The following is a 16020-nucleotide window of genomic DNA, read 5'->3' as shown; positions in this document are numbered from 1 at the left end:
CGATCCGCTGGAAGTGAAGCGCGCGGCGGTCAGTTCGCGGCGGGCGGGTGGACCTTGTGCCAGTGTTCGGCGATATCGATACGACGGGTTATCCACACCCGGTCATGGGTTTGGATGTGGTCGAGGAACCGTTCGAGGGCGGCCAGCCGTGCGGGACGACCGACCAGGCGACAGTGCAGCCCGATGGAGAGCATTTTCGGAGCGCCCTCGATGCCTTCGCGATACAGGGTGTCGAAGGCGTCGCGAAGGTGGGCGAAGAACTGTTCGCCGGAGGGAAATCCCGCCGGAGAGGCGAAACGCATGTCATTGGTGTCGAGGGTGTAGGGAACGACGAGGTGCTCGGTCCCCGCGACGGTCACCCAGTACGGCAGATCGTCGGCGTAGGAGTCGGAGTCGTAGCGGAAGCCGCCGTGTTCGACGACGAGTTCCCTGGTGTTCGGGGAGTCGCGCCCGGTGTACCAGCCGCGCGGGGCCGCACCGGTGAGTTCGGTGAGGACGCGGACCGCTTCGGCCATGTGCGCGCGCTCGGTGTCGCGGTCGGTGAGCTGGTAGGACTTCCACCGCAGTCCGTGACTCGCGATCTCGTGACCGAGTTCGCGGAAGGCGGCGACGACCTCGGGATTGCGCTGCATCGCGCGGGCTACGGCGAAGACCGTCAGGGGTAGACCGCGACGCTGGAAGGTGCGCAGTACCCGCCAGACACCCGCTCGCGCGCCGTATTCGTAGAGCGATTCCATACTCATGTGGCGGTTCGGGAACGCCTCGGCCGGAGTCATCTCCGAGAGGAAGGTCTCGGAGTGGTCGTCGCCCTCGAGCACGCAATTCTCGCCGCCCTCTTCGTAATTCAGGACGAACTGCACGGCGATGCGGGCGCCGCCGGGCCAGCGCGGGTCGGGCGGGTTCGGGCCGTAGCCGATGAAGTCGCGGTCACGGGTCATCCGCCGAACTCCCCGAACAGCCGCAGACGGGCCAGACCGCCGTCCGGGTGGATGTCGAGCCGGACCTCTTCGACGGAAGCGGCGACGGGGGCGATGGCGAAGCGGTGCCGGGTGTCGGGTTGCAGCGGTGTGCGCCCGAGTAGTTCGACCTCGGTGCCGTCGGCGGTGCGTCCGGTGAGCGAGGCCGCGCCGGGACTGTTGCCGAGGAAGTAGGAGGTGTCGATCTCGGCGAGCCGGATGAGGCCCGGACCCGCGAGACGGATACGGACCCAGTCGTTTCCGTCGTCGCGGCGGCGCGCGGTTTCCCATCCCTCGCCCATGCGCCGCGCCGGTCCCGGATAGAGCAGTTGGTTGGGTGAGCTGTAGAAGCGGTTGGAGCAGTCCAGGACGAGTGCGCCGTTCTCGACGGCGGCCAGGTCCAGTGGGCCGAGGCCGAGCAGTTCCGGGTCGGGGCGTCCTTCACCGTGTACTCGCAGGCGCGCGACACCGCCGTCGGGATGCATGGTGAGTTTGATATGGGTCCAGCGTTCTTCGCTGTCGACGCGGAAGGGGTTGCGGCTGTCGCCTGCGATCTCGACGTGCTCGATCAGGTCCACCCAGTCGTCGCGTTCGGCGATCTCCTCGGCGCGCGGATATCCCGCGACCTCGAGCGCCGACACCGAGACGGCGGGCGGGTAGTTGCCGGTGAACCATGCGGTGTCGACCACGAGGCCGCGGATCACCCCGGGCACCCCGAGGCGGACGATGGCGGCGTCATCGCCGGGTTCGCCGCGGTGCCTTCGGGTTTCCCAACCGTCGTAGACCTGGCCCTTGTGGCCGAAGGTCGACCGCTGGTGTAGCGCGGGCTCGGGGTTGATCAAATTCTCCTTCTCCGCGAAGAATTCGTCACTGGCCCAGATCACCGCGCCGCCGAGCGGACGAACCGCCAGATCGGGCAGCAGTGCGAAATCCTCGTCGCCGACGCGGTCGTTCACCATGCCTCCTGCGCTTGCCACGGAATCGCCGTGCGCGCGGCCACCGCCCGTAGCACGGCCGGGGTCAGTTCGGGGGCCCGGTCGAGCAGATCACGCTCGGTGCGCGCGCCGCAGTGCAGTGCGCGAACGACGGTGGCCGCCAACGCTTCGGCGGTCGCCGGTTCGTCCATGACCGCACCGCCACCACGGACAAGGTAGTCGCGCAATCGGGGTACGGCCACGTCGACGGCACGGCGGAAGTAGTCATAGGTGGCCAGCCAGCGGGTGACCAGATGCCCGGGATGCATATCCCAACCCTGGTAGTAGCCGCGTCGCAGGGATCGGGTGACGAGTCGGTGGTGATCGCGCAGCGCCGCTGCCGGGTCCGAGTCCGGCACGATCCGGGTCGAACCGTCACAGATCCATACTCCGGTCTGCGCGGCCGCGACTTGCATGACCGCCTTGGCGTGGTCGGCGGCCGGATGGTCGAGCGCCTGATCGGTCGCGGCGACCCCGCAGGCGGCGGTGTAGTCGTAGGTACCGAAATGCAATGCGTTGCAACGTCCTTCGGCGGCGGCCAACATCGCGGGGATGGGTGCGGCGCCATCGGCGGCGAGGACCGCCTGCGGGCTCTCGATCTGCAATTCGAAGCGCAGTGTCGCGTCGGCGACACCGTAACCCCGTTCGAAGCCGTGACAGAGCGCCGCGAGAGCCGAAACCTGACCGACGGCACGTATTTTGGGCACTGTCAGGACGAATCCGTCCGGTATGCCGCCCGCCGACTCCAATACCAATTCCAGGGTGCGCAGGGCACGACCGCGTTCGGAGCCGGACAGCCCCTTCATCCGTATACCGAAGCTCGCGGGCGCGCCCGGGTGAGCGGACCACTCGGCGAGGATGCGTCCGGCGATGGCGGCGGCCTCGTCCTCTTCGGTGTCGGAACGGAATCCGTAGCCGTCCTCGAAGTCGATGCGCAGGTCCTGCACCGCGTCCGCGGCCAACCGTTCCCGCACCGCGGGCAGCGAATCGGTACGGTCGAGTTCGGCCAGCAGGTCGCGATGGCGATCGAGCAGGGCGACCGCGGTGGCGCCCCATTCGCCCGGGGTCGCGGTGCTGACCCGGTCCGCGGGCACGTACACCGTGTGGATGGGTTGCGCGCGATCGGAAGATCCGGGATATCGAGTGCGCAATTCGGCGTCGACGGCGTCGAGCATGGCCTCGGCCCTGGCCCGGATGTGCTCGGGTACGCGGCTCAACGGTCATCTCCTTCGCTCAGGGCGCGCCAGATCCGGTCCGCCGTCATCGGCAGCCGGTCCGCACGCACCCCTACAGCATCGGCGATCGCGTTGGCCAGTGCGGGGGCGACGGGATTGTAGGGCGATTCACTCATGGATTTGGCGCCGAGCGGACCGAGGTCATCGCTGGTCTCCGCGAAATACACCTCCGTGCGCGGTACGTCGGCGAACTGCGGTATGTGATAGTGGCGCAACGTGCGGGCGGTGACGACGCCGTCCACACCGCGCAGATCCTCATACAGCGCGGTGCCGATGGCCTGGGCCACACCACCTTCCACCTGACCTCGGCACTGCGCGGGATTGAGGATCGTGCCCGCGTCGGCGGCCTGCACCGATTGCAGGATGCGCACGCGGCCGGTGTCGGGGTGCACGGCGACCCGGAATGCGTGCACGTTGAAGCTCACCGAACGCGGACTGCCCGCGTGGGAGCCGCGGGTCCGCAGCTCACCGTCGGCCAGCAGTTCGGCGGTGGTGAGGAGTCTGTTCCCGCAACGCACGCCCTCGGGGGTGAGTGCGATCGCGGTCAGCGGCAGGCCGGTCAGCTCGGCGGCGCGATCGAGGATCCGGGCGCGTAGCGCGGTCGCGGCGGCGTGGGATGCCTTGCCCGCCACGACGATACCGGTGGAGCCGAAGGCGCCGGTATCGTGGTCCACCAGGTCGGTATCGGATTGCCGGATCACGATCTGCGCCATGTCGACCCCGAGGGCGGTGGCGGCGAGCTGGGCGTGCACCGTCGTTGTCCCGTTGCCGAATTCGGCGGTGCCAACGCGGATCTCGTAGCAGCCATCCGGCCGGAGGGAGGCCGTGGCGGCGGAGCGGTGACCGCGCGGCGGAATGGTGGCGATCATCGCCAGCGCCATACCGGTGCCGACCCGCCAGTCCGGTCCCGGCGCGGGCACGCCGTTGCCGCGGCGCACCGCCGCTTCGGCGAGGTCGAGGCACTGATCGAGTCCGTAACTGCCGAATACCAGATCGCCGTGGTCGACATGCGCGCCGACGAACGGGTCGCCGGGTACGACGACATTGCGGCGGCGCAGGTCGAAGGGGTCGATGCCGAGGGCGCGGGCCAGTTCGTCCAGCGCGGATTCGACGCCGAAGATGATCTGGCCGAGGCCGTATCCGCGGAATGCGCCGGACGGGACGTTGTTGGTGTAGACCGTGCGCGCGTCGACCCTCTTGTTGGCACAGCGGTAGACCTCAACCGATTCGCTGACACCGTGGAACATGACGCCCGCGCTGTGGTTGCCGTAGGCGCCCGCGTCGGCAAGCACGTCGACGGCGAGAGCGGTGAGGACGCCGTCGGCGTCCGCGGCCGCGGTGACCTCGACCCGCATGGGATGGCGGGTGGTCGCGGCGGTGAATTCGTCGGAGCGGGTGAATTCGTATTGCACGGGTCGGCCGGTGCGCAGTACCGCCAGCGCGATCAGGTCCTCGGCCAGCATCTCCTGTTTGGCCCCGAATCCCCCGCCGACCCTGGTCGCGAAGACGCGGACCCGGTCGCGTTGCAGTCCGAACACCTCGCACAGCTCGTCGCGCACCAGAAACGGCACCTGGGTGCTGCACCGGATGACCAGCCTGCCCGCGGCGTCCAACCAACCGATGCCGCCGTGTGTTTCGAGGTGCACGTGCTGTACGCGGGGTGAATGCCACACCCCGCGTATCACTTTCGCGGCCGCGGCGATCCCGGCCGCTACGTCGCCGACCTCGCCGTGGATCTCGGCGACGAGATTCCGTTCGGCATCGGCGATCCGCGCCGACCCGGGTTTGCCCGAATGCAGTGCGGGTGCGCCGGGTTCGAGCGCCGCGGCGGGATCGAACACCGCGGGCAGCGGTTCGTATTCCACCCGCAGCAGACGGCAACCCGCCCGCGCGAGATCCACGGTGTCCGCGACAACCGCCGCCACGCGCTGCCCGACGAATCGCACCGTGTCGTCTAGCACATAGGTGTCGTCCGGGTCGTCGGAGCGGAGTTCGTGCCGGGCGGTCGAGAACGCGACATCGGGAGCGTGCTCGTGGGTGAGAACCGCCCTGACCCCGGGCAGCGCCTCGGCCGCGGACGTGTCGATCGCCAGGATGCGAGCGTGCGCGTGCGGACTCCGCAGCACCGCGATGTGCAGCGGCGCGGCGGGCGGTGCGAGCGCGGCGGTCTCGTCCTGTGCCAGAGGCGCCGGAGTCTCGGCGATCGGAGCGGAGTCCCGTGGCAGGATGTCGAAGGTGAAGGGCTCGGTTCCCGTGACGACGCGCGGCCCCGCGGGCGCGCGGGCCCCGGTTCCGGCCGCACCACGTGACAGTGGTTCGGCGCGAGCGTAATCCGCGGTGAGGGCGTCGACGATGGACCGGTAGCCGGTGCAACGGCAGAGGTTGCCTTTCATCAGTTCGGGCAGCAGCGCCGGGTCGGGTGCGCCGCCGAGGCCCGCGGCGGTGACGACCATGCCCGCGGTGCAGAAGCCGCATTGGAAGGCGGCGCATTCGACGAATCGACGCTGGACCGGATGCGGTTCTTCGGGGGTGCCGAGCCCGGCCGCGGTGGTGATACGGCGATCGGCGACGCGGTGGGCGGGAATGAGACAGGAGTGGACGGTCTCGCCGTCGAGTTGGACCGAGCACGCGCCGCAGTCACCCGAGTCGCAGCCCTTCTTCACCGCGAAGCGGCCGAGTTCGCGCAGCAGGGTGCGCAGACATTGGCCGGGGCGGGGTCGCGCTTCGGCGACCACGCCGTCCACTTCGAATCTCATGCTCGCTCACCGTCTTCCGTGCGGAGTTCGACGCCGACCGCGCGGGCGAGAAGGCCGGTGACGTGGCGACGCCAGTCGGGCGCGCCGTGCGGATCGTCGTACCAGAGCCTCGGATCCACGGATGCGACCGCGGAGTTCACGGCATCGGGATCGGGCGGGATCGGGAACTCGAGTACCACCGGGCGGGCCGTGGCGCCGGATACGGTCAGTGCGGTGAATCCGTCGGACTCGCAGCGCCCCATGACCACCGCGCCCGCACGGCCGGTCGGGGCGAGGGATATCCGTGCGCAGGCGGTGCGGGCGCGCAGGCTCCGGGTCGGCACGGTCACCGAGCGCAGCACCTCGCCGTCGGCGAGTACCGTGTGTTCGGGACCGATAACGAACTCCCGCAGTGGAATTCGCCGATCCGTACCGTCGGGTGACCAGATCAGCGCCTGCGCGTCGAGTGCGGTGAGTGCGGCGAGGACGCCGCCGGCGGGCAGGGCGAGGCAGATGTTGCCACCCACGGTGGCGGTGCGCCAGATCTTGTGGGATGCCAGCAGTGAGCGGCAGCCCGCGGCGAACAACGCGGTGCCCGGCCAGTCCTGCTTCAGCATCGGCAACCCGAGTTCGCGCCCGGGTTCGGCGCCTGCGAATTCCGCCAAGGTGCAGGTGGCGGCGATTTCGAGTCCGTCGGCGGTCTCGGTGAGGGCGGGCCAGGCAAGTCCGGTGATGTCGACGAGCCGTTCCAGCCGCTCCTGCGGTTCGGAGTACAGGTAGGTCCCCCCGGCCAGCACCGCCGCACCCGCGCCGAGGCCGGCCAGATCGGCCCGTTTCCGGGCGATCACCACCTCACCGATCGTGTCCAGGTCCACGGCTCACCTCACTCCACAGCGCGTGTTACCACCCTAGGAGGCCCTGGTTGCCGAAGTGTTGCGCGACACCCGGCCGAGATTTCGCCGCCGTTACCGGAATCGGCACGACCGGGGAATCCCACGGGGTGGCGTGGCGCACGCCTCCTACGCGGTCAGTGCCGTGCGCGCCCGGGTGACCTGCCGAGCCACCGACTCCTCGTCGACGGTGCGGACCCGGCCGTCGCGCACCACCTCGCGTCCGTTGACGTAGAGGGCGGCCAGCGGGGGCGGTGAGCCGAGGATCAAGGCGGTGACCGGATCTTCTATGCCCGCGTGTCGGGGTGTGTCCAGCCGCCACAGCGCCAGATCGGCCAGTTTTCCCGGCTCGATCGAGCCGATCTCGCGCGCGCGACCCAGCACGCGCGCGCCGCCCATCGTGGCCAGTTCGAGTGCGGTGCGCACGCTCATCGCGCGGGGGCCGCCGACCGCGCGGGCGTAGAGCAGGGCATTGCGCGGTTCCTCGATCATCGAGCTCGATTCGTTACTCGCCGCGCCGTCGACGCCGAGCCCGACGGGGACCCCCGCGCCGAGCAGGGCGGCGGTGCGCGCGATGCCCGCGCCGAGGCGGCCGTTGGAGGTCGGGCAGTGCGCGACGCAGGCGCCGGTGCGCGCCAACGCGCCGATCGCGGTGTCGTCGAGGTGGACGGCGTGGGCGAACCAGACGTCCTGACCAAGCCAGTCCAGTCGTTCCATGTACTGCGCGGGGGTGCATCCGAAGGTCGCCACGCAGAAGTCCTGTTCGTCGACGGTCTCGGCGAGGTGGGTGTGCAGGCGCACACCGGTGTCGCGGGCGAGCGCCGCCGACTCGCGCAGCAGGTCGCCGGTGACCGAGAACGGCGAACAAGGGGCGAGGGCGATGCGAAGCATGGAATCGAAGGACCGATCGTGCCAGCGGGCGATGGCCTCGGCGCTCGCGGTGAGCACGGTGTCGAGGGATTCCACCATGTCATCCGGCGGCAGTCCGCCCGCGGACGCGCCGAGATCCATCGACCCGCGACACGGATGGAAGCGCAGTCCCACCTCGGCGGCCGCGGCGATCTCGGCGGCCAGCGGATCGCCGCCCCCGCGGGGGAACACGTAATGGTGATCGCTGGTGGTGGTGCATCCGGTGCGGGCCAGCGCGGCCAGCGCGCCGGTGGCGGCCACTCGCACCGACTCCTCGGTGACACCCGACCAGATCGGGTACAGCGTGGTCAGCCATTCGAACAGCGTGCTGTCGGCGGCCAGACCGCGGGTGAGCCACTGGTAGAGGTGGTGGTGGGTATTGACCAGTCCCGGGGTCAGCAGACAGCCGCGGCCGTCCACGCGCGGCGTCGCCGACGCGGGCGCGGGACCCGCGCCGACGGCGCCGATCCGGTTGCCGTGCAACACCACGTGTCCGTTGCGGAATTCGGTGCCCGCCGCGTCGACGGTCGCCACCGCGGCGCCCTCGATCACCAGCGTGGCATCGCCCGCGATCGCGCCGTCTCCGTAAACGCTTGTCACCCGGGACTTCTCATTCGTCCCAGGCCGGTCCCGCGGCAGGCGCGTCGGCGCGCGCGACCGTGGCGTGAATGAGTCCGTAGGGCCGGTCGTCGGCGTGGAAGACCTCGTTGTGGTTCTCGATGCCGAAGCGGCGCAGGTCGTATTCGAAATGGTGTTTGTTGGGCGCGGCGAGCCGCATCTCGGCGAGGATCGGATACTCCTCGAGCGCCGCCTCGCCCATCTCGAACAGGGTCTGCTGCAAGGCTTTCGAATGGTGGGTCGCGAACACCTCGAGCATGCGCGCGCGAATGCCCGCGTATACCCGGTCCCATTCGACGCCGACGGTCGCGGCGAAACGCCACCGCGCGGTCAGCGAGGTCGCCAGCATGCGGTCGTGGGTCGGTTCGAGCACGGTGAAGTCGTCGACGAGGAAATTCGCGAACTCCGATCCGGTCGATTTGAGGATCACCAGGTCCTTCACCCCGCCGAGCACCCAGGCCCGCTGGTCGACCCCCTTGCCCGCCACGGTCGCCGACACCGTGCGCACCTCGGGACCCTGGCGCACCCAGGTGTGGTCGTGTTCCAGTTTGCCGACCGAAACCCGTTGCCAGCCATACTCTTCGATATCGACGCGGGCGCTGTGCACCGGATCGGTCTCGTTGACGAAATGCGCCGCCAGAGCCAGGGCGTAGTCCTCGACCGGTTGCGGACCGGGTCGTTTGGCGAAGGCGTAGACGGTCTGCTTCTGGCTGTCGGTGGGCAGCACCTTGCGCTGATCGCCGTCGACGTAGGCGTCGGCGAAGTCCCCGCGCAGCACCGTGGAGACATTGATGTCGCGGATCTCGTGGCGTGCGCCGTCGCGATAGATGCGCACGACCCGATTCTCGGCCTTGCCGTACCGGTTGTCCGACAGGACGATCGGCCCGCTCAGTTCCATGGCTCAACTCCCTCGATAGGTGGAGAAGGCGAAGGGCGACAGCAGCAATGGGACGTGGTAGTGCCGCTCCTCGGTGACCGCGAACGTGATCGACACCTCCGGGTAGAAGCCGTCTACCCGGAGTCGGGCGAAGTACGCGCCGGTGTCGAACACCAACCGGTAGTGTCCGGCCGCAAGACCCTCGCCGAGCGCGGCGACGCGCCCATCGTGGTCGGTGCGCACCCGGGCGACGGCCGCGCCGCCCGCGTACAGCGCGACCTCGAGGCCGACGGCGGGAGCCCCCCGAACCGTGTCGAGGACGTGGGTGCTCAGCGAACTCACGGCACCGCCCACCGTGGTTCGGCGTCCCCGAACATTCGCCTCAGCCGGATGCGGTTGATCCTGCCCAGTTCCGTGCGCACGATTCTCCTCTCCGTCTCCGGGTCGTTGCCGAGCCGGGTGGTCAGCAGCTCGAGCAGTTCGGCGCCCGACCTATCGCTCGCGCAGACCAGGTAGATGTGCCCGAACCTGCGTTCATAGGCGGCGTTGCCCTCGGCCAGTGCCGCGCGCACCGCGCCGTCGGCCGCGGCCACGCCCGCCTGCTCCCGAGCCGACGCGGTCGATTCGGCCCGCTCGCCGATGCGCGGATGACCCGACAGCGCCAGGTCGATCTCGGACTCCGGCAGCGCCGCGAGGGCGACGTCGGCGGTCCGCAGCAGCTCGCCCATATCCGCGTACGGCCTGCCCGCGAGAATCGCACGGACGAGTCCGGGCGACGAGCAACAGCCGAGCAATGCGCGCGCGGCGGATTCCTCGGGCATCGTGTTGAAGCCCGTGAGATCGGCCGCGTCATCGGTCATCGCTCCAGCATCGGTGACACCCCGCCGCGCCGCCACCCGAAACGCCTGCCATCGCTCCGACGTATCCGTTTTGTCGCGGCGACCGATTTCTCCGCTCTGTCGGATTCTCAACATCGAGGTGTCAAATTTTCATCAGCGTGATTCTGTAAGTAACCCACGGGCAACGCGTCGTCGCTACGGTGTCGGTCATGGTCTCACCCGACGGGCTCCCGATGGCGTCGGTGACCTGCGCGGGAATCGTGCTCGCCGCGGGCGCGGGCGTCCGTTACGGCCGTCCGAAAGCGCTCGCCGAGAACGGCGCCTGGTTGCGCGCGGCGGTCGCCGCGTTGCGCGAGGGCGGCTGCGATCCGGTGATCGTTGTGCTCGGGGCGACCGGTCCGTCCCCGGCCACGGTCGACCTGCCGCCCGGAACCGGGCACGTGTGGGCGGCCGACTGGGCGACCGGGATGGCCGCCGCGCTGCGCACGGGGCTGAAGGCGGTCGCCGCGACCGAAGCGGAGTTCGTCGCGATCATGCCGGTCGACACGCCCGATGTCGGCCCGGACGCGGTCGCCCGGGTGACCGCGGCGGCCATCGGATCGCCCGGCGGACTGGCCCGCGCTGTGTTCCGCGGCACACCCGGACACCCGGTTGTGATCGGCCACAGACACTGGACCTCGGTGTGGTCCGCCGCGGCAGCAGATTGCGGAGCACGCACATATTTGTCCGGTCGGGAGGATATGGTGTGCGTCACGTGCGACGATTTGGCGACGGGACTCGATCGTGATTTCCCGGCCACGACGCCCGGTGATCGGAGCTAGAACTGATGCGCGACATCGTCGATGACCTATTGCGGGTGTGGCACTCCGGCCGAACCGGAGGGCTCGCCACCGTCGTCAGAACCGTGGGTTCCGGGCCGCTCGAGGTCGGCTCGGCGATACTCGTCGACGCCGGCGGCGCGGCCTATGGCGCCGTACTCGGCGGTGCGGTGGAGAACGCGGTGCGCGAGGCCGCGCTCGCCGCGGCCAGGACCGGACGGCGCGCCATGCACCGCTTCGGGGTGCCCGCCACCGAGGCGGGCAACGACGCGGGCGGGATGATCGACGTCTTCGCCGAACCGTTCTCCCGCCGCGATTTTCCCGAATTCCCCACGGTCGCTTCGGAAATCGCCAACCACCGCCGGGTCACCGTCTTCACGGTGGTGTGGAATCCCGACGGCGACCTGATCGGCCAGCATCTGGTCACCGACAAGCGGCACGCCACCGAACTGGTGGCGCTGCCCGAATCCGATGTCTTCGTCTGCTCCTTCGCCCCGCCGCCGCGCCTGATCATCTTCGGGGCCAACGCGATCGCCGCGGCCCTCACCGTGCAGGCGCGACTACTCGGCTACCGGGTGACCATCTGCGATTCCCGCGACGACCTGGCCGCCGCCGACGCCTTCCCGGGCGCGGAGGTCGTGGTCGACTGGCCGCATCGGTATCTGAACACGCTCTCGGCCGCGGGTGAAATCGACTCGAGCACGGCGATCGTCGTGCTGTCCAATGACCCGAAGTTCGAGATCCCGCTGCTCACCGTCGCGCTGCGACTGCCCGATGTGGCCTATCTCGGTGCGAGCGGCACCCTCGCCGCGCACTACCGGCGCATGGAGGATCTGCGCGCGGGCGGTTTCGGCGACGCGACCCTGGCACGGCTGCACTCGCCCGCCGGACTCGACGTCGGCGCGCGCACCGCCACCGAACACGCGGTGGCCATCGCGGCGGAGCTGCTGGCGGCGCGATCGGGACGGAGTGTGCCCGCCCACCCTGAGCGGGCCGATGTGATCCACGCCGAGCAGGTGTTCGGCGCGAGAGCATCGGTGGCTCTCTGACGGGCACACCGCCCGTCGCTATTTCAAGCCGGGATTCTCCGCGTAGACCTCGCGCAGAATCGACAGGTCGAACAGCTGTTCGGCCTTGATATCGATCTTCGCGGTGCGGAGCGCGGCGATGTTCTGTTCGACGAGGCGATCGGTCATGCTCAGCAGGCCGTTGGCCGTGGTGTCGGCGGACAGCACCAGGTCGTTCTGCGCCATGGCCTCCTTGGTCTGCTCGACCATATCCAGCTTCTGATCCTTGCCGTACACCTCCACCGCCAGTCGCGCCGATTCGGCCGGATTCGCGACCGCGTCCTTCCAGCCCTTGATCTCGGCGAGCAGGAATGCCTTCAATTTCTCGCGTTCTTTGTCGATGGTGGCCTGGGTGACGGTCAGCGTCTCGGCGACCAGCGGCAGGCCGAAGTCGGCGAACAGGAAGTTGGCATTCGCGAAACCCTTGGCGGCCAAGGTTATCGGCTCATTTGTGACATAGCTGACCCAGCCGTCGACCTCGCCGTTGGCCAGCGGGGTCGGATCGAATTGCGCGGGCACTATGGTCACGTCGGCGGGTTTCATATTGTTGGCTGCCAGCAGCGCGTTGAAGATCAGCTGGTTGGTGTCCTGGACGCCGATTCGTCGGCCCTTCATATCCTGCGGACTCTTGATGGGCCGGGCCGCGGAGCTGACTATACAGAACGGATTCTTCTGATAGGTGGCGGCGACGATCTTGGCGGGCAGCCCCTCCAGGATCGCGGGCGCGGTGGTCTGCGGCGCGGACAATCCGAGCCACACCTTCCCGGTGTCGAGCCCGGCCTCCACGGAGGTGCCGGCCGCGCCGCCCGCGATGAGATTCACCGACCCGAACCCGGCTTCGCGAAAATAGCCCTTCGAATCGGCGAAGTACTCGCCCGCGAATTCGATGTTCTTCAGCCAGGACAGCTGTATGGCGACCGAACCGTATTTCGAACCGTCCGGGGTGGAACCACCCGAGGAGCCGCCCGAATCATCGCCGCAGCCCGCGAGCGCGCCCGCACCCGCGAATGCGGCGCCGGTCAGCGCGGAGTAACGGAGAAAGCGACGACGGTCGAACAGTGTTGTCATGTGCCGAATCTAGGGTGGGCCGGTTTCCGTTTCTTTACTGACACGTTCCGAGCGCTCAACTCCGTCCCGCGTCCGGCCCGAATCGGGCGAGCACCAGATTCTCGACCACCCCGACGATCGCGTACAGCGCCACCGACACGATCGTCACGATGACGATGCAGGCCCACAGCTTGTTGTACTGGAAGGTGGGGATGGCGCGGATCAGGCTCGCGCCGAGTCCCGTTCCGCTGCCGAGCCATTCGCCGATGAGCGCCCCGATCAGCGCGCCCGGCACCGAGATTCGCGCCGCGGCGAATACCGAGGGCAGTGCGGCGGGCACCGCGACCATACGCAGTCCGGTCCAGCGCGAACCGCCGTAGGCGGCCACCACGTCCATCGCCTGCCGCGGCGCCGCGCGCAGACCGGTCATGATCATGACCAGCGCCGGGAACAGCACGACGATGGCGGCCATGACCGTGACTCCGCCGAGTCCGCGCCCGAAGACGAGCACGATGATCGGCGCCAAGGCCACCAGCGGCACCGACCTCAGGAGCATGGCGACCGGCATGAAGGTCTGCTCGACCGCCGCGAAGGAGACGAACAGTGTCGCGATGAGCAATGCGGCGGCCATGCCCGCGCCGAATCCGATCGCCGCGTCGCGCAGGGTGATGAGCAGATCATCGAGGATGACCCGCCGCGCATTGCCCGCACCGGGCGCGGTGACCAGATAGCGCCAGATATCGGCGGGCGACTTGCCGACCCGCGGCCCGACCTCGGGGAAGGCCCGCAGGAACAATTCCCAGATCACCACGAGCAGCGCCAGCGAGGTCAGCAGGGGCAGCAGGAACAGTCCGACCCGGCGCAGCGCGTTCATCGGGCCTCCCGCGCGGTCCACGGCGCGAACAGCCGGGCCGTCAGCGCCACGAGTGCGTAGCCGAGTCCGGCCAGTGCCGCCGCGGCCAGTGCCATTCCCCAGGTGCGCGGCACGTTGTAAGCGGTCTGCGCCGCGGTCAGCGCGACCCCGATACCGCTGTCGACGCCGCCGAGGTATTCGCCGATGATCGCGCCGAGCACCGCCGAGGGCGCGGCGATCTTCAGTGCCGCGAAGGTATTCGGCAGCGCGGCGATCAGTCGGACGCGGTAGAGCTGTTGCCAGCGGCCGCCGCCGTAGGCGGCCACCAGGTCGAGACTCGTGCGGTCGGCCGAGCGCAGACCCGTCACGGTGCCGACCATGGTGGTGAAGAAGCAGTACATGGCGGCCAGGAACACCGTCGGGGTGCGCCCGCCGAAGACCACGAGAATGATCGGGCCGAGTGCCAGCAGCGGGGTGCAGTAGCTGAGGATGGCCAACTGGGTCGCCAACGGTTCGATCGGCGGCGCGAGCATCACCAGTATCGCCAGTGCGATGGCAAGGGCATTGCCCCAGACGAATCCCCGCAGCGCGCCCCGCGCGGTGACGGAGAAATTGGGGCCGTAGAGATCCCAGCCGTCGGTGTACATGGTGTGCAGCACCGTCCACGGCGACGGCACGGTCGCGCCCGCGACCTCGAGCGCCGCCAGCGTCCACCACACCGCGATCAGTCCGAGCAGACCGAGGAGCCCGCCGATATGGCGCACCTTCATCACGCGCCGCCCGCGTCGTCGGCGACCCCACCGGTACCTGTCTTCCCGAACAGCAGCTCCGACAGATAGTCGTGCAACGTGTGGAACTCCGGTGTGCGCATCATTTCCGGCGTGCGCGGGCGCGGCAGGTCGATATCGACCAGTTCCAGTACCCGCCCGGGTCGCGGACTCATGACCGCGACCACATCGGAGAGGAATACCGCCTCCGCGATGCCGTGGGTGACCATGAGGGTGGTCGCGGGTTTCTCGGTCCAGATCCGCAGTAGCTCGAGATTCAGTCGCTGCCTGGTCATATCGTCGAGCGCGCCGAAGGGTTCGTCGAGCAGCAGGACCGTCGGCGCCACCACAAGCGCCCGTGCGATGGATACCCGCTGGCGCATACCGCCGGACAACTGCGCCGGCTTGGCCTTCTCGAACCCCTCGAGTCCGACCAGGCGCACCAGATCCGCGATCTGACCCGGCCGCGGCGCGATTCCGGCGACCTGCAACGGCAGTTTTATATTCGATTCCACCGACCGCCACGGCAACAGCGCCGAATCCTGGAAGGCGATGCCGAGTTCGTGGTGGCGGCGCAATTCGGCGGGTGACTCGCCGTTGACGAGGATCTTGCCCGCGCTCGGCTCCTCCAGCCCCGCCAATATCCGCAGCACCGTGGACTTTCCGCAACCCGATGGGCCGAGCAGCGCCAGGAACGAACCCTTGGCGGTGTGCAGATCGACCGAATCCAGGGCGTGCACCGTGCGACGGCCCGCGCGGAAGGATTTCCGCAGCCCGCTGATGTGTATTCCGGTGCCGCCCGCGGCCGGATCCGGTCCGGCGCCGCGCTCGTCCGCGCCGATCTCGGTCTCGGTACTCATGACGGTCACGATAGAAGCGCCCCATTGCACCGGTATTGCGAATGTGTGCCGCATATTGCGCCGCCGTAACGACCGCGGCCCGCGCGGTTCGAGTTCAGTGAGGTGATCTCATCAAGTTTCAATTGATTCGGCCGTGTTCGTAATGGGTGAGGACGAGTGCGGCTTTGACGATGGTGCCGATCTTCTCGGGGCCGCAGGTGAAGTGCCGCAGGGCGCGCCAGCGGCCGATGAGGACGGCGAAGCCGCGTTCGCCGAGGCAGCGCAGCCCGCGCAGCAGGGCGTTGTAGGTGCGGTTATCCGGATCGAGGGACCGGCCGCCTGCGGGTTGCTTGATCGGCGTGTGTACGCCGATGCCGGCGCCTTCGTAGCCGCTGTCGGCCGGCGGCGGCAGATCCAGTTGCGACGCGGCCCGATAGAGGGCGGCCAGTACGTGTTCGCGGGCGGCGATCAGGTCGTGCACCGAGCCGGGTTCGGCATCGGCGATCCACAGTGGCAATCCCGTTGGCGCGGACAGTGCTTGGACGTTGCCGCCGTGCGTGTGCGCTTTCCCGGAGTACCAGAGATCGATCTGCTGT

Annotated in this window: 16 protein-coding genes; 2 read left to right on the top strand and 14 right to left on the bottom strand. The window is 69.0% G+C overall.

Annotated features, from left to right (window positions below):
- Window positions 1–29 precede the first annotated feature (29 nt).
- The 9 genes from puuE to uraD all read right to left on the bottom strand — a co-directional run bounded on the left by puuE (window position 30) and on the right by uraD (window position 10054).
- A complete protein-coding gene (puuE, locus tag APZ21_RS23750) occupies window positions 30–938 on the bottom strand; it encodes an allantoinase PuuE (protein WP_054815531.1) in 909 nt (302 codons plus the stop codon).
- On the bottom strand, window positions 935–1915 hold the full coding sequence (gene alc / locus APZ21_RS23745) for an allantoicase (RefSeq protein WP_054815530.1): 981 nt from the start codon (window positions 1913–1915) through the stop codon (window positions 935–937). Before alc ends, puuE begins: the two co-directional genes overlap by 4 nt.
- Window positions 1909–3105: a DUF6986 family protein gene (locus APZ21_RS23740; protein ID WP_054815529.1), complete on the bottom strand. Its 1197-nt coding sequence runs from the start codon at window positions 3103–3105 to the stop codon at window positions 1909–1911. Before APZ21_RS23740 ends, alc begins: the two co-directional genes overlap by 7 nt.
- Window positions 3106–3143: 38 nt before the next feature.
- Window positions 3144–5921, bottom strand: coding sequence for a molybdopterin-dependent oxidoreductase (locus tag APZ21_RS23735; RefSeq protein WP_054815528.1), 2778 nt, complete (start codon window positions 5919–5921; stop codon window positions 3144–3146).
- Window positions 5918–6775, bottom strand: a complete 858-nt coding sequence (locus APZ21_RS23730; protein WP_054815527.1) for an FAD binding domain-containing protein — start codon at window positions 6773–6775, stop codon at window positions 5918–5920. Before APZ21_RS23730 ends, APZ21_RS23735 begins: the two co-directional genes overlap by 4 nt.
- A gap of 144 nt (window positions 6776–6919) precedes the next feature.
- A complete protein-coding gene (locus APZ21_RS23725) occupies window positions 6920–8299 on the bottom strand; it encodes an 8-oxoguanine deaminase (RefSeq protein WP_239476786.1) in 1380 nt (459 codons plus the stop codon).
- Between the two features lie 10 nt (window positions 8300–8309).
- Window positions 8310–9215 carry a factor-independent urate hydroxylase gene (pucL, locus tag APZ21_RS23720; RefSeq protein WP_054815526.1) on the bottom strand — a complete coding sequence of 302 codons (906 nt, stop codon included), beginning with the start codon at window positions 9213–9215 and terminating at the stop codon, window positions 8310–8312.
- Window positions 9216–9218: 3 nt separating this feature from the next.
- Window positions 9219–9536, bottom strand: coding sequence for a hydroxyisourate hydrolase (gene uraH / locus APZ21_RS23715; RefSeq protein ID WP_054815548.1), 318 nt, complete (start codon window positions 9534–9536; stop codon window positions 9219–9221).
- Window positions 9533–10054: a 2-oxo-4-hydroxy-4-carboxy-5-ureidoimidazoline decarboxylase gene (gene uraD / locus APZ21_RS23710; protein ID WP_054815525.1), complete on the bottom strand. Its 522-nt coding sequence runs from the start codon at window positions 10052–10054 to the stop codon at window positions 9533–9535. Before uraD ends, uraH begins: the two co-directional genes overlap by 4 nt.
- 188 nt (window positions 10055–10242) lie before the next feature.
- Between uraD and APZ21_RS23705 the strand changes: the two genes are divergently transcribed.
- On the top strand, window positions 10243–10854 hold the full coding sequence (locus APZ21_RS23705; RefSeq protein WP_082393408.1) for a nucleotidyltransferase family protein: 612 nt from the start codon (window positions 10243–10245) through the stop codon (window positions 10852–10854).
- 5 nt (window positions 10855–10859) lie between these two features.
- Window positions 10860–11900, top strand: a complete 1041-nt coding sequence (locus APZ21_RS23700; RefSeq protein ID WP_082393407.1) for an XdhC family protein — start codon at window positions 10860–10862, stop codon at window positions 11898–11900.
- Window positions 11901–11918: 18 nt separating this feature from the next.
- On the opposite strand, the gene APZ21_RS23695 is transcribed toward APZ21_RS23700, so the two are convergent.
- The 5 genes from APZ21_RS23695 to APZ21_RS23675 form a co-directional block, all read right to left on the bottom strand.
- Window positions 11919–12986, bottom strand: coding sequence for an ABC transporter substrate-binding protein (locus APZ21_RS23695; protein WP_054815523.1), 1068 nt, complete (start codon window positions 12984–12986; stop codon window positions 11919–11921).
- A gap of 55 nt (window positions 12987–13041) precedes the next feature.
- On the bottom strand, window positions 13042–13839 hold the full coding sequence (locus tag APZ21_RS23690; protein WP_054815547.1) for an ABC transporter permease: 798 nt from the start codon (window positions 13837–13839) through the stop codon (window positions 13042–13044).
- Window positions 13836–14588, bottom strand: a complete 753-nt coding sequence (locus APZ21_RS23685; RefSeq protein ID WP_054815522.1) for an ABC transporter permease — start codon at window positions 14586–14588, stop codon at window positions 13836–13838. Before APZ21_RS23685 ends, APZ21_RS23690 begins: the two co-directional genes overlap by 4 nt.
- The gene (locus tag APZ21_RS23680) at window positions 14588–15445 is read right to left on the bottom strand and encodes an ABC transporter ATP-binding protein (protein WP_082393406.1); all 858 of its coding nucleotides are present in this window, start codon (window positions 15443–15445) and stop codon (window positions 14588–14590) included. The genes APZ21_RS23685 and APZ21_RS23680 overlap by 1 nt, the downstream gene beginning before the upstream one ends.
- 118 nt (window positions 15446–15563) lie before the next feature.
- On the bottom strand, window positions 15564–16020 hold a 457-nt coding region (locus APZ21_RS23675; RefSeq protein WP_162240380.1), incomplete at its 5' end, for a transposase family protein.

This window comes from Nocardia arizonensis, from assembly GCF_001310275.1.
Classification (GTDB): Bacteria; Actinomycetota; Actinomycetes; order Mycobacteriales; family Mycobacteriaceae; genus Nocardia; species Nocardia arizonensis.
Note: the sequence above shows the minus strand (reverse complement) of the source record. Positions and strands in the feature narration are given on the sequence as shown.